The following is a 16,002-nucleotide window of genomic DNA, read 5'->3' as shown; positions in this document are numbered from 1 at the left end:
GACACTCCGCATTCGCGAGCAAGCCCGCTCCCACATTGAACCTGCTTCAGCCTTCGATAGAGGTGTTCGCCCTACGGTTGCCGCTCCTCGATCCGCGCATACGCCCCCTGGTGATAGAGCAACGGCGCACGACCAAAATCATCGAAAGCCACCACCTTGCCAATCATGATCCAGTGATCGCCACCATCCACCTGCTGGTACTTCTCGCAGTGAAACCGCGCCGAGCAATCAGCGAAGACCGGCGAACCGCCCTCCCCGGGCTCGAATTCGATTTCGGCAAAGCGATCGTCCCTGGGCCGGGCGAAGTTGTTCGACAGGTGGATCTGGTCGGCCGCCAGCACGTTGACCGCAAAATGGCTGGCCTGCTCGAACACCTCGTGGCTGTTGGAGCGTTTGTCGATGCTCCACAGCACCAGCGGCGGGTCCAGGGATACCGAATTGAAGCTGTTGGCGGTGACACCCACTTTGCGCCCGCTGGCATCAGCGGCGGTGACCACCGTGACACCGGTGGCAAAGTTGCCCAGGGCCCGGCGAAAGGCCCGTGGGTCGAAACTGTTATCAGACATGCAAGACTCCCGGACTGCATCAACGCGCAGTCCTGATGGTTGTGATGGCCGGGTCGGCGTCAAATCATGCTCGGATCAGGCTCGAGCCCCATCAGCTCACGCCCCAGGATCTGCGCGCACACGTCGTAATCGGTGTACGCATGGGCGCCGGTCATATGGGAATCGCGGAACAGACGCTGCATCTCGTTGTGCTCGAACCACGCATTGCCACCGGCGGCCTCGAACAAGCGGTCCACCGCCTGGATGCACATCTTGGTGGCGTACGCCTGGTTGGTACGCCAGAACGCCAGGGTCTCGCGGCTCGGGTAACGGTGCTGTTCGCTGTGTTCGGCGTGTTCCTGCCAGGTCTTTTCCAGGAACGCCCGGGCGGCGGCCACCTGGTGTGTCGACTCGGCCAGGCGCATCAACGCCGGAGTCGCCGCCCCCACTGCCGCGCCGGTGTAGGCACGTACGCGGGTCCTGGTTTTTTCGCGGAATACTTCGAGCATGCGCTCGGCCACACCCAGGCTCACGGTGGAGAAACCGCTGGCGAAATACGGCCGGTACGGCGAGTAGAAAATCTTGCTGTCGGGGTACAGACCGAAGCCGGCGGACTTGCCTTCCATCATGTCCTTGGCTTTCTGGATGCGGTGTTCTGGCACCAGAACCTTGTCGATGATCAGGGTCTTGGTGCCGCTGCCTTTCATGCCGGCGGCGAACCAGTCATCGCGAATCTGATAGTCGCTGCGCGGCAGTACCGCGAAGCAATAGTCCTGGGTGCCCTCGGCGTTTTTACGGCGGAAGCCGACAATCGCCCACTCGGCATGATCGCAACCGCTGCTCCAGCCCATTTCACCGCTGAACAGCACACCGCCCTCAACTTCTTCAGTGCGGCCAAACGGCGCGATGCTGCTGCTGGCGGTGGCATTCGGGTTATCGCCCCAGACTTCCTGCTGCAGCTTGGCGGGAAACAACGCCAGTTGATGGCTGTGGGTGCACAACAGGCTCATGGCCCAGGCGGTGCTGGCACAGGCGCCGGCCAGCAACGCGATGCAGTCGGCAAACTGCGGCAGGGAGATTTCCATGCCGCCGAAGGGTCTGGGTTGAAAGGCACGGTGCATGCCGATGCTCTTGAGCAGCGCAATGTTCTCGTCGGGAACCTTGCGGTCCTGCTCGGCCTGGAAGGCGTTGGCAGCGATGGTCGGCAGAATCGCCTTGAGATCTTCGAGGAGCGGGTTTGGCTTTTTCATGGACGGCCCTGCTTATTATTGGATGTCCGGCTGGCGTTCAAACTCAACGAACGGCGCTGGATGTGGGGCCAGTATGGAGCGGGCGACACCCCCGGAAAATGCACCTTCCACAGCCAAGATTGCACTTTCCACAGGCCTGGCAGCCACAGACATATCGCCCGGCAGGCACAGACAAGCCTGGCCCGGCGGCGCTGGTTACCCTCGGGCTTTTGCGAGCAGGAAAATCCCATGAGCGATATTGCGCTGCTGCCTGAAGTCCAGGCCTTCCTCCGTCGAAGCCATGCCTTGTTTATCGACGGCGGGTACGTCCAAAGCCATTCCGGCCAGGCTCTGGAAGTGATCAACCCGGCCACCGGCGAGGTGATCGCCCAGGTTGCCGATGCGGACCTGGCCGATATCGACACAGCGGTGGAATCGTCCCGGCGTGGCTTCCGGCAATGGTCCCAGGTCGCCCCTGCCATTCGCGGCAATGTGCTGCTGAAACTCGCCGACCTGCTGGAGCAACACCGCGAAGCACTGGCGCAGATCGAAACCTGCCAGTCGGGCAAGATCATCCAGATTTCCCGGGCCTTCGAGGTCGATCAGGCGGCGCACTTCCTGCGTTACTACGCCGGCTGGGCCACCAAGATCAGCGGTCAGACCCTTACCCCTTCACTGCCCTCCTTCGCCGGCGAACGCTACACCGCGTTCACCCTGCGCGAACCGGTGGGCGTGGTAGTGGGCATCGTGCCGTGGAATTTCTCGACCATGATCGCCATCTGGAAACTCGCCTCGGCACTGGTGACCGGCTGCAGCATCATCATCAAGCCCAGCGAGTTCACCCCGCTGACCATCCTGCGCATCGCCGAACTGGCCATCGACGCCGGCCTGCCGGCGGGCGTGCTGAACGTGTTGACCGGTGGCGGCCATGTGGGCAAAGGCCTGGTGGAGCACCCGGGCACCGACAAGGTCTCGTTTACCGGCTCGGTGCCCACCGGCATCGCCGTGGGCCGCAGTGCCATGGGCGCCGGGTTGACCCGGGCGACCCTGGAACTGGGCGGCAAAAACTCCGCCGGGTTCCTGCGGGATGTGGACCTCGACAAAGCGGTCAACGGCATCATCGAAGCCGGCTTCCTGCACTCCGGGCAAATCTGCGCGGCCGCCGAACGCTTCTTCGCCCACCGCTCGCAGATCGAGCCGATCATGGACAAACTGGCGCAACGCCTGGGCCGGTTGAACATCGGCTCGCCGCTGGACGAGCGCACCGAATTCGGCCCGGTGACCAACCGCCAGCACCAACAGAAACTCGAATGGTTTTTCGCCAAGGCCCGGGCCGAGAACAATACGATTGTCCACGGCGGCAAGCTGATCGACGGGCCGGGGTGCTATGTGGAGCCGACAGTAATTCTCGCCAACACGATCCACGACACCCTGCTCAACGAAGAGACCTTCGGCCCGATCGCCACGTTTTTCCCCTACGACACCGAGGATGAGCTGCTGGAACTGATGAACAACACGCCTTACGGCCTGAGCGCCAGTCTCTGGACCAATGATCTGAGCAAGGCCCTGCGCATGGTGCCGGCGATCAACGCGGGGACGGTGTGGGTGAACATGCACACGATGCTCGACCCGGCGGTGCCGTTTGGCGGCAACAAGTCTTCGGGGGTGGGACGGGAGTTTGGCGGGGCGTTCATCGAGGATTACACCGAGCTCAAGTCGGTGATGATTCGCTACTGATAAACCGGGCGACCGATCGTTCCCACGCTCCGCGTGGGAATGCATACCGTGACGCTCCGCGTCACCACTGCGCAAGGCTTCCATTGTGCATTGCCAGCGGGACGCGGAGCGTCCGAGGCGGCATTCCCACGCAGAGCGTGGGAACGATCAGCGTGGGAGTGATCGCGAGCCTGCTGACAAACCCGCTCTCCTGACCAACCGCTCCCACACTGGATTTATGTTGCCAGTTGGATTTCGGATGTGATCAGGCCACCGGACACTCCCGGTTCAGCGCCTCATCCACCAACAACTGCGCCATCTCCACCAATTGCACCACTGCCAACACTTGCTTGCGGCTGGCCCCATCAAGATGCTCGGCACAGTCATAGGCGCTGACAGCCGCCGATTCAAGAATCTCGCTGGCATTACACAAGGCGACTTCGGTGCTGAGGCCGGCACGTACGGAGAATAGTTTGTTGGAGGACGGAGGCGAAGCGGCAGGTTCTGAATTGAGGTCGTAGTGCTTGAATGCGCGCTGGGCAGCATCGTGGAATTTCTGGTCGTTCAAGTAATGCGGCGGGTTGGGCGAGACCTTTTTCATGGTGAAGCTCCTCTATGAGTAAGCACCTCCACGCTCGCTACCACACGATTAAGGAGGCGACTGTACACGGGGTGGTAGACCGGTCATAGAAACCCGGCAGGCCGAAGCCTCCCATGCACAGCCGCCACAAAGCAGCCCGCACAAAAAAACGCCCTTGAGCGTTTTGGGATCTATGAAATAGCCGGGCTACCACACCCGTTCGCTGAATTGGCAGCGACCCGCGAAGGTTAGCGGCGAGAAGGTCTGGAAGCAACCTGAAATCTATGTGGGAACGGTCTGCGTAGGAACGGGCGATACCGCTGCCGGCGTATGCCCATTGTTGATCGTTCCCACGCTCTGCGTGGGAATGCATACCGTGACGCTCCGCGTCACCCTTGCGCGAGACGTCAATCCGGCGGTGCCAGCGGGACGCGGAGCGTCCGAGGCGGCATTCCCACGCAGAGCGTGGGAACGATCATCTGCACCTGGTCCCCTGAGGCTGCATATACCCGCCATAAATGGGCAGGCCGGTAGCCGGTAACATCCTGGTAATGCGCTAAATACCTGTACAATTTTATTATTTTGTACAAGTATCAGCAGTATCAAGCCCTCTCGGGGAGAACCGCAATGACCCGTCTATTGGTTTCGCTGGCCCTGGTGTTGGGCCTGAGCAGTTGTGGCAGCGTGGATGTAAAACACTATGCCGACCAGCAACCGCAACTGGACCTGGTGAGCTTCTTCAGCAAGCCCGTCAAGGCCTGGGGCATCTTCGAGAAACGCTCGGGTGAAGTGGCCAAGCGTTTCGAGGTGAATATCGCCAGCCGCCGCGAGGGTGAAAGCCTGATTCTCGATGAGCGCTTTCTATACAGCGATGGTACTCGCCAGCAACGTGTCTGGACCCTCACCCCGGACGGCCCCAACCACTGGCGCGGACGGGCCGGTGATGTGGTAGGCGAGGCCAGGGGCGAAGTGGCGGGCAACGCACTGCGCTGGCGCTACGTCCTGAACCTGCCGGTTGATGGATCCGTCTACGAAGTGAGCCTCGACGATTGGATGTACCTGATGGACGAAGACACGTTGATCAACCGCTCCAGCATGTCCAAGTTGGGTGTGGAAGTCGGCCAGGTGACGTTGTTCTTCCGTCGCCAGTCTTCACAACCCTGACCGGTAAGGAGTGAACCATGAACCTGCAAGCCCTGACCAGACTGGCCACCCAAGGCGCTGTACGCGAAATGGAACTGCTGTCGCTGGAAGGTGGTTTCTATCTGGCGCGCGTAACGCTGGACCACGGCCAGTTCACGCTGCTGGACGAGTCGGCGAAGCCCCTGCACTTTCGCTCCGTCAATCACTTGCGTGACGTGTTGCAGGCGGTCCCTGCGTTTCCCTGCACCCTGGTGCATCAGTGCGTGCATGACGAAATGTGCGGCCGGCGAGAAGGCGCTATCGAGCCACTGCGAACGCCATTTTCCCTGGAAGCGCCGTGGTGACCAAGGCAGTTCGAAACCTGTGCCTGGTGCTGGGCGACCAGTTGTCGTTTGACCTGGCCTCACTGGATGGGCTGGACAGCCAGCGCGATGCGGTCTTGATGGTCGAGGTCATGGAGGAAGCCAGCCATGTGCCCCACCATCCGCAAAAAATCGTCCTGGTCTTCAGCGCCATGCGCCATTTTGCCCAGGCGTTGCAGCAGCGTGGCGTGCGGGTGCAGTACGTCACCCTGGACGATCCGCAAAACACCGGCTCGGTGCCCGGCGAGTTAAGGCGCTGGCAATCGCTGATGCAACCCCGGGAAATACACCTGACCGAATGCGGTGACTGGCGCCTGGAGCAATCCCTGAAGGACTGCGGTTTGCCGATCCAGTGGCATGCCGACCACCGATTCCTGTGCAGCCGTGACGCGTTCGCCGCTTGGGCCAGCGGTAAAAAACAGCTGCGCATGGAGTTCTTCTACCGGGAGATGCGCCGCAAGAGTGGGCTCTTGCTCAACGGTGAAGGTACGCCGGTGGGCGGCGCCTGGAACTTTGATGCGGACAACCGCAAGGCATTGCCCAAGGGCACCAGGGCGCCCTACCCGGCGCGCTTCAGTTCGGACTCGATCACCCAGGACGTGCTGGCGCTGGTAGGTAAACACTTCAGCAGCCACTACGGTTCCCTCGACACCTTCGATTACCCCGTGACCCACGCCGACGCGCAGGCCCTCTGGAACTACTTTCTGGACTATGGCCTGGCGGGGTTCGGCGACTACCAGGACGCCATGGCCAGCGACGAGCCGTTCCTGTTTCACGCCCGTATCAGCGCCGCCCTGAACATCGGCCTGCTGGACCTGCGCCAGCTGTGCAGCGATGTGGAGGCGGCCTATTGGTCGGGCAGCATCGGGCTGAACGCTGCCGAAGGGTTTATCCGCCAACTGATTGGCTGGCGTGAATATGTACGCGGCGTGTACTGGCTGAAGATGCCCGACTATGCCGCAGGCAATGCATTCGGCAACAGCCGCCCGCTGCCGGAGTTCTACTGGACGGGCGAGACGCAAATGAACTGCATGCGCCAGGCGATCGGCCAGAGCCTGAAACATGCCTATGCCCATCACATCCAGCGGCTGATGGTCACCGGCAATTTCGCCCTGCTGGCCGGCATCGTGCCCAGCCAGATATGCGAGTGGTACCTGGCGATCTACATGGACGCGTTCGACTGGGTCGAGCTGCCCAACAGCCTGGGCATGGTGATGCATGCCGATGGCGGTTACCTGGGTTCCAAGCCTTATTGCGCGAGCGGCCAATATATAAAGCGCATGTCGGACTACTGCCGAGGCTGTGCGTACAAAGTCACGGAAAGTACCGCTGACAATGCCTGCCCGTTCAATGCGCTTTACTGGCACTTCCTGATGCGCCACGGCGACCTGCTGCGGGGCAATCAGCGCATGGCCATGCTTTACAAGAACCTCGACCGGATGCCTGAATCCAAGCAGGACGCGCTGTGGGAACGGGGCCAGAGGCTGCTGGCGAAGCTGGATGCGGGCGAGTCACTTTGAGCGGGCGACTTGGTGTTTGCCGGCACGCTGACCGAGCAGCATCAATCCACCTCCCGTCAGCAGCAAGCCCGCCGCGATAACGATATAGCCGCCGTACACATCCACACCTTGCACGAGGTTGAGCGTCTGGGAACACACCAGGGTGCCGGTCAGCGAGGCAATGGCCAGCACCGGCGTCACGGTCGCGGAGACTCGGCCCATATAGCCTGCCGGCACGGCCTCTTGCAGCATAGGCCCCTGCACCATGGCAAACACCGAAAAGCACAGCCCGCAGCAGAACATCAGCCCCCAGGCCAGGTAAAACGGCGGATGCAACGCATAGCCCAGGTAGCTCAGCCCCAGGCACAACAGCGCCACGGTGAACGCGCGTCGAATGCTCAAGACCTTCAACAGCGGCCGAACGAGAAAGGCCGCCACCAGCCCGCCGACGGGGAATGCGGCGAGTACCAGGCCATATTCACGCGGGCTCAGGCCCAACGTTTTGAAGGCATACAACGACAGGACGACGTTGTTGATACCGAGGGAAAAGCCATATAACGCCACGCCGGTCAGCAGGGTTCGAATCGACGGGTGCCCCCAGGAAAACCGCAGGCCGGCCAAGAGTCCACGCCAGAATGAGGCGCGCTCTGCGGGCAATGCAGCCCCCAAATCTCGGGTGGCCAGGATACATAGCGCTGAACAGCTGAACGCCAGCACATTGATCAGCAACGCCCAGATCGGCCCCACCCACACAAACAGCGCCGGGCCCACGGAGGCGGAAAGCACCGAAATGCCCGTGAGGGAAAATATCGTCTTGGCCGACGCTTCCACCCGCCGCTCAGCGGGAATGATCACTTGCATGACCGCCTGCCGGGACGGGTTGAAGAACTGCGCGGCGCTGCTGTTCATCACCAGCAACAGCAGCACGCCGGCGAACACTTGCATCTGATCGAGGCCGGACAGCGAATAGATCAGGATAAAGATCAGGAAGTTGATCACCCGGATAGCGTCTGCGCTGATCATCACGTAGAGCGGGGTCAGGCGGTCGACCCAGGCACCCGCCAATGGCGCCACCAGCACCCGCGGGATCGCCGAGGCCGCCACCGCCAGGCCCACGGCACTGGGTAGAAAGGCGCTGTCACGGAACAGATCGGTCACCAGCCAGACGATGATCGTGCTCTCCAGCACATACTCGCCGAAGGACGAGAGCGCCTGGCCCAGCCATAAAAGTGAAAAATTGCGGCTGATGAAAAAACCGGCAAACCGGCTTTGCCCTTGATTCGTCCTGAACACCATCCCTCCCTGTGCGAAACGCTGTGAAATTTTCCGGCCGCTGCGAATTGTTGTGAAGCCGGTGATAAATGGCCAATTGCCCATGCTAACGTCGGCTTCGATGTCATCCAATTCATTGAGGGAGCAGCGCCGATGTCTACTACCGTAACACCCGCCGGTGGCGGACCGACCACTCAAAAAGCCTCGACGTCGGTATTCGACGACAAGTTGAATATTTCCAAGTCGAGCAAGGTCATCGCCGATTACATGCGCCAAACGGGCAAGTCGGCCATCACCAAGCAAGAGCTTTCGCAACTGGCCAGCAATGCCTCGGGCAAGGTGCCGGCCGATGTGAGCGCTGCGGCCCAGTACATGGAGCGCCATCCCGACGTGTTCACCGCGATCGAAACCCATGATGTGGCCGGTGCCGATAACTTTTCCGGGGTGTGGAACTTCGACTGGGCAGCCAACGGTGGGCTCAACGGCACGGCGACCGATGCCATCGCCAAGATGCAGGACACCTTTGATTTCGCGATCGCCAAGTCGGCGCAGATCACCGAGATCAGCACCGGCAAAAAGGCCGAGCTGGACTCGACCAAACAGCGGCCGCAGAACTAGGTTCCTCGAAATGATCGTTCCCACGCTCCGCGTGGGAATGCATACCGTGACGCTCTGCGTCACCATCACCTCTCGCATCGACGGCCGGACGCAGAGCGTCCAAGGCGGCATTCCCACGCGGAGCGTGGGAACGATCTGTCACGGTCAGAAGTGAAACGAAACCCCCGTGGTCACGTTGAACGCATCCCCCACATAGAAGTTGGCCGAGTCCTGGCCCTTGGCGTCGTACGCGGTGTTGGTGGCCGTGGCATAGCGCTTGTTGGTCAGATTGCGTGCATCGACGAACACTTCCCACTTCTTGCTAGGGGCCTCGTAGCCCACCTTGGCCCCCCACAACGTATACGACGGCGCACTCAGGGAGTTGGCAAAGTCGACGTAATAGCTGGACGCCGCCCGGGCGTTGAGCTGCGCGTAGAAACCACTGCCTTGGCGATATTCCAGCTCGGCCTGGTAGACCTGGCGCGGCAGGCCCGGCAGCTGGTTGTCGCCGAACACCGCATCGTTGCGGTAGTGGAAGTCGTTGAAGGTGTAGGCCTGGCGCAGGGTCACGGTGTCGCCATTGCCGCCGTCCCACAGTTGCGCATTCAAGCCGGCTTCGATGCCCTGGTGAATGGTCGCGCTGCCGTTGGAGGTGGCCACCAGTTGGTCCTGGGTGGCCGTCGCCTGGCGTACCACCACCGACAGCAGTTCTTTCTGCACCCACGAGCGGTAGACCGTCAGGCTGCCGTCAAAAATACCGTGGCCGCCGCGAATGCCGAACTCCACGGTGTTGGCTTTTTGCGGCCGCACATCACGGATGTATGGTGTGCCGGTGCTGCCCAGCTGCCAGGTAACCGGTGGATCCACCGAGCGGCTGACGTTGCCGAACACTTCGAATTCCGGAGTCAACTGATAGCGCAGGCCAATGCGCGGGGCGACGTCGGTCTCGTCGTATTCAACGCCACTGGGGAACGCGCTGGTATTGGTGCCGGTGCTGTATTCGATCTGCGCCTTGCGCTTGATATCAATCAGCGACAGCCCGGTGGACAGCCACGTCCGGTCATTCAGTTGCAGTTCGTTGCCGAGGGAAAACACCGTGTCCCGCGAGCCGGTGTAGTTGGTCTTCTGCTGGGTGATGCCGGTGGCCTTGCTGTGGGATTTCACATCGGCCAGGTACGCCAGCGTATTGCTGAAGGTCACGCTGCTGTCGCTGCGCAGGCCGAAGAAGGTGTCGGCGGTGCGCAGGTAGCGCAAGGTCAGGTTGACGTCCTGGGAGCGCCATTCCTGTGGCGTTGGCGAATAGCGCCAGCCGTTGTCCAGCGGGTAATCGTTGTAGCCCAGGCCGACTTCGAGCTTGGCATTGTCGTCGAAGGTGTAGGTGGTGGTGCTGCCCAGCAGGGTCGAGCCGTCCTTCTTGCGCCCGATGGGCACGAGGTTGCTCGTGGGGTCGTGCTTGAGCTGGTATTTGGTCAGGGTGTTGCCCTGGCTGAGGGTTTCTTCCTTGTAGCGAATGTAGAAGCGCGTCTCCAGTTGCGGGCTGAACACGTGGCCGAAGTTGGCAACGATCCCCTGCCCCTTGTTCGGTGTGTTGTCCTGGTAACCGTCACGCTCGTTGTGCTGGATGCTGACGTAATAGTCATTGTCGCCGTCCACGCCGCCGGTGCTCAGTTGCTCCTTGCGATAGCCGAAACTGCCGGCTTCGAAACGCGCGTAGTTGCCTGGATCGGTGCGGCCGGTCTTGCTCACGAAGTTGATCGCGCCGCCCAGGGACAAGGCTGAATAACGGAAGGCGTTGGCGCCGTAGAGCACCTCGGTGTGGTCCACGGAGGCCATGTCCAGCATGTCTTCCTGGGTGCCGCCCGGGCCGGTCAACGGCAGGCCGTCGTAGAGGAATTTGATCCCCAGCACATAGCCTTGATAGAAGGTATTGAGGCCCGAACCGCGGATCGAAATCTTGTTCGCGCCCGAGCCGCTGGTGGCCTGGGCGAATACGCCCGGCTGCAACGCCAGCACGTCCTCGGCGTTCGCCGCGCGGCCCTGTTCGATCTTGCGGTTGTCGATCACTGCGGTTTTGCCGGGCACCTTGGACAGTTGCTTCTCGGCCTTTTGCGCTTCGGTGGCTTCGGCACCGGTGACCACTACCGTGGCCAGGGTCGGGTCCGCCTGGGCGGCAAAGGCCGCGCCGTGTATCAACATCAACAGCACGCCAAGGCTGGACGCGGTGGCCAGTGACTCAAAACGACGAGCGCGAGGTTCAAACAGTTGCCGCATGAATTAAATACTCCTGGGGTCTCGAATTAGTTGGAGCATCTATTCGTATAGTCGCGCTCTGTTTCCAACTTTGCAGGGTTCATGCCACGTTCAAGCCTCAATAAACACTGGCCGGCCACTCTTATTAATCGCCACAAGTGCAACACTTTGCTGGTGAAATGTTCGATTTCGGACAATACAAAAATCATCCACAAACACTTATATGTTCAAGCAATAAAAGCATAACGAAAGCCCCGCCCTGCGGGCACAGGACGCAACTGTGCAAATCCCAACAGCCCTCCAACAAAAGTTGCGTATTCGACACTGTCCGCGCCTGCATCCCCGTAAGAAGTCGCAAGTTATCGGCTTATTGTTACTTGGTATGGGTCTTGCTCTATCCATTGCCTGTTGAAACAAATCAGCTCGAGCATTCTCGACTTAAGCAACGAGGTATTCACGCGTGACGGTCAACTTACTCTGCACCCGCAGGACGCCACTGGAGATTGCCCGTGACCTGGCGACCGAATTCGCGCGCACCGCCGTCGACCGCGACGCCAGCGGCGGTACGCCCAAGGCCGAACGCGACAAACTGCGCAGCAGCGGCCTGTTGTCCCTGAGCATCCCCGGGCAATTCGGCGGGCTTGACGCCAACTGGTCGGAAACCTTCGAGGTGGTGCGCGAATTCGCCCGGGTCGACAGCTCCATCGCCCACGTATTCGGCTTTCATCACCTGATGCTCGCCACCGTCCGGTTATTTGCCACGCCCGCACAATGGCAAACCTGGTTCAGCCTGACGGCCAGCAACAACTGGTTCTGGGGCAACACCCTGAACCCCCTGGACACCCGCACGGTGGTCAAGCGCCACACGGGCTGGAGGGAATTCTCGGGACAGAAGAACTTCTGCTCCGGGGCCAACGACTCGGAAATGCTGATCGCCTCGGCCATCGATGAAAGCGCCGGCGGCAAGTTGCTGATCGCGGCGATTCCCAGCGCCCGCAGCGGGATCATCCTGCACAACGACTGGAACAACATGGGCCAACGCCAGACCGACAGCGGCAGCGTGACCTTCAAGCGCGTGCGCGTGGAAGAGTCCGACCTGTTGCTGGACCCGGGCCCCCTGAGTACTCCGTTCGCCTGCCTGCGGCCGTTGATTGCGCAACTGCACTTCGCGAATATCTTCCTCGGCATCGCCGAAGGCGCGTTCGAAGAGGCGCGCCAATACACCCTGGAAGAAGCCCGCCCGTGGTTCCGCTCCAGCGCCAGCCACAGCACCCAGGACCCTTACATCCTCAGCCACTACGGCGATTTCTGGGTGGCGCTGCAAAGCACCCGCCTGCTGGTGGAGCGCGCAGGCCAGGTGCTGGACGCGGCATGGGCCAAGGGCTCGGCCCTGACCAGCGAGGAACGCGGCGAAACGGCGATTGCCATCGCCACCGCCAAAGTCGCCGCCAGCCGCAATGGCCTGGAGTTGTGTAGCAAGGTCTTCGAGGTCACCGGCGCACGGGCGACCAACGCCTCGGTGGCCCTCGACAGGCACTGGCGCAACTTGCGCACCCAGAGCCTGCATGACCCGCTGGACTACAAACTTCATGAACTGGGCGAGTGGGCACTGAACGGTACCGCGCCCATCCCGACGTTTTATTCCTGATCTTTTATTCAAAGGGATAACCATGCAACTGCTGACCCTACCGCCCTCGCCCGCCCTTGCCACCTCCATCCGCGCCACCGCGCAGGTGTTTGAAGACCCCAGGTCCAAGGCCTTGCTCAAGCATGTGCAACAAGTCGCGCCGAGCGAAGCCAGCGTGCTGATCATCGGTGAAACCGGCACCGGCAAAGAGTTGGTCGCACGGCATATCCACAACCTCAGTGGCCGCAAGGAGCAGCCATTCGTGGCGGTGAATTGCGGTGCGTTCTCCGAATCACTGGTGGAAGCCGAGCTGTTCGGCCACGAGAAAGGCGCGTTCACCGGTGCCCTCGGTGCCAAGGCCGGCTGGTTTGAAGAAGCCAACGGCGGCACGCTGTTCCTCGATGAAATCGGCGACCTGCCCATGTCGATCCAGGTCAAGCTGCTGCGGGTATTGCAGGAGCGTGAAGTAGTGCGCCTGGGTTCGCGCAAAAGCATTCCGATCAATGTGCGGGTGCTGGCGGCGACCAACGTGCAGCTGGAAAAAGCCATCAACGCCGGGCATTTCCGCGAGGACCTGTTCTACCGCCTGAACGTGGTCAACCTGGAACTCAGCCCGCTGCGGGATCGCCCCGGCGATATCCTGCCGCTGGTGCAGTATTTCATCGACACCTACACCCGCCGCCTGGGGTATGGCGAGGTCATCCTGAGCAAGGACGCCGAGCAACGGCTGGCCACCTACAGCTGGCCGGGGAATATCCGCGAGCTGGAAAACGTCATCCACCACACCCTGCTGATCTGCCGCGACGGCGTGATCCAGGCCGATGACCTGCGCATGTCCAACCTGCGTATCGAACGCCAGGAAGACAGCACCACCGCCCATGACCTGCTCGACCAAGCCTTCCAGCGGCTGTTCGAGGAGCAGATAGAAAACCTCCACGAACAGGTGGAACGCAGCCTGCTCACCGCCGCCTACCGGCTGTGCCAGCACAACCAGGTGCACACCGCCGAGTTGCTGGGGCTGAGCCGCAACGTGACCCGCACGTTGCTGATCAACCTCGGTGAGCTGAAGGTCAACAAGCGCCGCCCGCTGGCCGGTGCCAAGGATGACCGGGTGCTGCACCTCTCGATCTGACCTGACTGCGCGGCGTACCCGGTACGCCGCTTGGTCACACCACCGCTTCATCCAGCGCATCGCTGAACTGGCGACTCCACAACCGCGCATATTGCCCGCCCTGGCGCAGCAACTGTTCGTGGCTGCCGTCCTCGATCACCCGGCCATTGTCGAACACCAGGATCCGGTCCAGGTGGGCCACGGTGGACAGCCGATGCGCGACCACCAGCACGGTCTTGTCTTCCATGATTTCGTCGAGCTTGTCCTGGATAAAGCGCTCGGTGATCGAGTCCAGGCTGGAAGTGGCTTCGTCCATCACCAGGATCGGCGCGTTTTTCAGCAACACCCGTGCAATCGCAATGCGCTGGCGCTGGCCGCCGGACAATTTGACCCCACGCTCGCCCACCAGCGATTCGTAGCCGTGTTCCATGCTGTCGATAAATTCACTGGCGCCGGCGCGGTGGATCGCCTCGGCGACCTCGTCCATCGAGGCATCCAGGCGGCCGTAATGGATATTTTCGCGAATGCTGCGGTGGAACAGGCCGGGCTCCTGGGGAATCAGGCCGATCTGCTGGTGCAGCGAATGCTGGGTCACCTCGCGCACGTCCTTGCCGTCCACCAGCACCTGGCCTTGCTGCACGTCGTAGAGACGCAGGAGCAAGCTCAGCAGGGTCGACTTGCCGGAGCCCGAAGCACCCACCAGGCCGACTTTCTGGCCGGCGGGGATGACGATATTCAGGTGTTCGAAAATCGAACGGTCACCGCCATAGCTGAAGCCGACATCGCGAAACTCGATATCGCCGCGCTTGACCATCAGCGCCTTGGCGCCGGGTTGGTCGATGACTTCATGGGGGCGGATCAGGGTGCGCACACCGTTGGCGATATTGCCGGTGGCTTCGAAGAATTCGAGAAAGCGTCGCGACAGGTTTTCCACATCGCTGATGATCAACAACGAAAGGCTGGTGGACATGACAAACGCAGCAATGTCGATACGGTGGCTGCGCCACAGGTAGAGCGCCAGCAATAACAAGCCGAGCTTAAGCACTACGCCACAGGAAGCCTGGAACCAGCGAATTTTCTCCATATACCCCAGGGATCGGTAGGCAGCCGCCACCTCCTTGTCGAGGAAAGTGCCGAGGTAACTGTGCTCGAACGCATGGCGCGCAAACAGGCGGATATTGGCCAGGTTGGAGACCGCATCCACCACTTTGCCGGTGCTGGTGCTGCGCGCTGCCGAATACTGTTGCGCCAGAGGATGACTGCGGCGTGCGAGGACGTAGCAGATAGCGATAAACGCCACCGACCAACCCGCCATGAACAACGCCAACAACGGCGATGCGGTCCATAGCAAGGCCGTGGCCAGGCTCAGCGTCACCAGCAGCGGGATCAGGTCGAACAACAAGATGCTCAGGGTCTGATTCACGCCCAGGGTAATTTCCGCCACCCGATGCGCCAGTGCCCCGGCGAACTCATTGCTGATGAAACGATGGGAGTGCTGCTGCAGATAGGCGAACACCACATGCGTCACCGTGCGCCGCTGCAACGGCAAGACGTGGATATGGCAGCCTGCCGATGCACGGGTAAACAGTACCTGGCACACCAGTAGCGCGCTTAGCAGTGTCAGTGGCCATTGCAGCACTTCAAAGGCACGCTCCGCTTCCAGCCCGTTGCTCACGGTGCGGGTGATCTGCCCCAGCCCCCAGGGCGTCAGAATCGAACACACCACTGCGGCGATCTGCAGCAGCAGGATAGCCAGGTACCAACCTTTGAAATGCCCGATGAAATGCCGCACAAACGCCGCCGGCGTCGATGGCAAGTGCTGGACATTCCAGGTGCGAAACAATGAAAAAGACGAACTCATGGCCAATGGCATTCCTGAATGACGCCTGTGGCCGCGCAGCTTTCAGGCAAAAATGGTGAGTGTGATCGTTCCCACGCTCTGCGTGGGAATGCATCCGGTGACGCTCTGCGTCACGATTTTAAGAGCGGACGCAGAGCGTCCAGAGCGGCATTCCCCTGTGGCGAGGGAGCTTGCTCCCGCTGGAGTGCGAAGCGCTCCCAGGATTTTGGG

Annotated in this window: 12 protein-coding genes and 1 pseudogene; 7 read left to right on the top strand and 6 right to left on the bottom strand. The window is 61.2% G+C overall.

Annotation, left to right across the window (positions count from 1 at the left end):
- Positions 1-89: 89 nt before the first annotated feature.
- A pseudogene (locus ACW9I6_RS22570) lies at positions 90-566 on the bottom strand (flavin reductase family protein); the annotation flags it as partial.
- Positions 567-625: 59 nt separating this feature from the next.
- Positions 626-1,795 (bottom strand): p-hydroxyphenylacetate 3-hydroxylase oxygenase component, encoded by a 1,170-nt coding sequence (locus ACW9I6_RS22565; RefSeq protein WP_457339853.1) that lies wholly within the window; start codon positions 1,793-1,795, stop codon positions 626-628.
- Between the two features lie 228 nt (positions 1,796-2,023).
- Between ACW9I6_RS22565 and ACW9I6_RS22560 the strand changes: the two genes are divergently transcribed.
- Positions 2,024-3,511 (top strand): aldehyde dehydrogenase family protein, encoded by a 1,488-nt coding sequence (locus ACW9I6_RS22560; RefSeq protein ID WP_008431196.1) that lies wholly within the window; start codon positions 2,024-2,026, stop codon positions 3,509-3,511.
- A gap of 244 nt (positions 3,512-3,755) precedes the next feature.
- Here ACW9I6_RS22560 and ACW9I6_RS22555 read toward each other — a convergent pair whose 3' ends face one another.
- Positions 3,756-4,091 carry a DUF6124 family protein gene (locus ACW9I6_RS22555; RefSeq protein ID WP_008431194.1) on the bottom strand — a complete coding sequence of 112 codons (336 nt, stop codon included), beginning with the start codon at positions 4,089-4,091 and terminating at the stop codon, positions 3,756-3,758.
- Positions 4,092-4,697: 606 nt separating this feature from the next.
- Between ACW9I6_RS22555 and ACW9I6_RS22550 the strand changes: the two genes are divergently transcribed.
- Genes ACW9I6_RS22550 through ACW9I6_RS22540 form a run of 3 tightly spaced genes read left to right on the top strand, consistent with a single transcriptional unit; the run spans position 4,698 to position 7,095 of the window.
- Positions 4,698-5,234 carry a DUF3833 domain-containing protein gene (locus tag ACW9I6_RS22550; RefSeq protein WP_177123385.1) on the top strand — a complete coding sequence of 179 codons (537 nt, stop codon included), beginning with the start codon at positions 4,698-4,700 and terminating at the stop codon, positions 5,232-5,234.
- A gap of 17 nt (positions 5,235-5,251) precedes the next feature.
- Entirely contained in the window at positions 5,252-5,557 is a 306-nt protein-coding gene (locus tag ACW9I6_RS22545) for a DUF6482 family protein (RefSeq protein ID WP_008431191.1), read from the top strand.
- Entirely contained in the window at positions 5,554-7,095 is a 1,542-nt protein-coding gene (locus tag ACW9I6_RS22540; RefSeq protein ID WP_457339852.1) for a cryptochrome/photolyase family protein, read from the top strand. The genes ACW9I6_RS22545 and ACW9I6_RS22540 overlap by 4 nt, the downstream gene beginning before the upstream one ends.
- Here the strand turns inward: ACW9I6_RS22540 and ACW9I6_RS22535 are convergent.
- Entirely contained in the window at positions 7,087-8,367 is a 1,281-nt protein-coding gene (locus ACW9I6_RS22535; RefSeq protein ID WP_457339851.1) for an MFS transporter, read from the bottom strand. The genes ACW9I6_RS22540 and ACW9I6_RS22535 overlap by 9 nt on opposite strands.
- Before the next feature lie 132 nt (positions 8,368-8,499).
- Between ACW9I6_RS22535 and ACW9I6_RS22530 the strand changes: the two genes are divergently transcribed.
- Positions 8,500-8,964: a hypothetical protein gene (locus ACW9I6_RS22530; RefSeq protein WP_003219875.1), complete on the top strand. Its 465-nt coding sequence runs from the start codon at positions 8,500-8,502 to the stop codon at positions 8,962-8,964.
- A gap of 144 nt (positions 8,965-9,108) precedes the next feature.
- Here ACW9I6_RS22530 and ACW9I6_RS22525 read toward each other — a convergent pair whose 3' ends face one another.
- A complete protein-coding gene (locus ACW9I6_RS22525; protein WP_457339850.1) occupies positions 9,109-11,214 on the bottom strand; it encodes a TonB-dependent receptor family protein in 2,106 nt (701 codons plus the stop codon).
- 439 nt (positions 11,215-11,653) lie between these two features.
- On the opposite strand from ACW9I6_RS22525, the gene ACW9I6_RS22520 reads away from it, so the two are divergent.
- Both ACW9I6_RS22520 and ACW9I6_RS22515 read left to right on the top strand, forming a co-directional pair.
- Positions 11,654-12,841, top strand: coding sequence for an acyl-CoA dehydrogenase family protein (locus tag ACW9I6_RS22520; protein WP_003219870.1), 1,188 nt, complete (start codon positions 11,654-11,656; stop codon positions 12,839-12,841).
- A gap of 22 nt (positions 12,842-12,863) precedes the next feature.
- Complete coding sequence (locus tag ACW9I6_RS22515; RefSeq protein ID WP_457339849.1) at positions 12,864-13,952, top strand: sigma-54 interaction domain-containing protein; 1,089 nt, start codon at positions 12,864-12,866, stop codon at positions 13,950-13,952.
- A gap of 34 nt (positions 13,953-13,986) precedes the next feature.
- Here the strand turns inward: ACW9I6_RS22515 and ACW9I6_RS22510 are convergent, their stop codons facing one another.
- Complete coding sequence (locus ACW9I6_RS22510; protein WP_008431180.1) at positions 13,987-15,792, bottom strand: ABC transporter ATP-binding protein; 1,806 nt, start codon at positions 15,790-15,792, stop codon at positions 13,987-13,989.
- Positions 15,793-16,002 lie beyond the last annotated feature (210 nt).

This window comes from Pseudomonas sp. SDO5522_S412, assembly GCF_054071215.1.
The sequence above is the reverse complement of the archived record's forward strand: the minus strand, read 5'-3'. Positions and strand labels throughout refer to the sequence as shown.

Excerpts from the sequence above, each read along its gene's own strand:
- ACW9I6_RS22565 (WP_457339853.1), bottom strand. The coding sequence starts at position 1,795 with ATGAAAAAGCCAAACCCGCTCCTCGAAGATCTCAAGGCGATTCTGCCG.
- ACW9I6_RS22560 (WP_008431196.1), top strand. The coding sequence starts at position 2,024 with ATGAGCGATATTGCGCTGCTGCCTGAAGTCCAGGCCTTCCTCCGTCGA.
- ACW9I6_RS22555 (WP_008431194.1), bottom strand. The coding sequence starts at position 4,091 with ATGAAAAAGGTCTCGCCCAACCCGCCGCATTACTTGAACGACCAGAAA.
- ACW9I6_RS22550 (WP_177123385.1), top strand. The coding sequence starts at position 4,698 with ATGACCCGTCTATTGGTTTCGCTGGCCCTGGTGTTGGGCCTGAGCAGT.
- ACW9I6_RS22545 (WP_008431191.1), top strand. The coding sequence starts at position 5,252 with ATGAACCTGCAAGCCCTGACCAGACTGGCCACCCAAGGCGCTGTACGC.
- ACW9I6_RS22530 (WP_003219875.1), top strand. The coding sequence starts at position 8,500 with ATGTCTACTACCGTAACACCCGCCGGTGGCGGACCGACCACTCAAAAA.
- ACW9I6_RS22525 (WP_457339850.1), bottom strand. The coding sequence starts at position 11,214 with ATGCGGCAACTGTTTGAACCTCGCGCTCGTCGTTTTGAGTCACTGGCC.
- ACW9I6_RS22515 (WP_457339849.1), top strand. The coding sequence starts at position 12,864 with ATGCAACTGCTGACCCTACCGCCCTCGCCCGCCCTTGCCACCTCCATC.
- ACW9I6_RS22510 (WP_008431180.1), bottom strand. The coding sequence starts at position 15,792 with ATGAGTTCGTCTTTTTCATTGTTTCGCACCTGGAATGTCCAGCACTTG.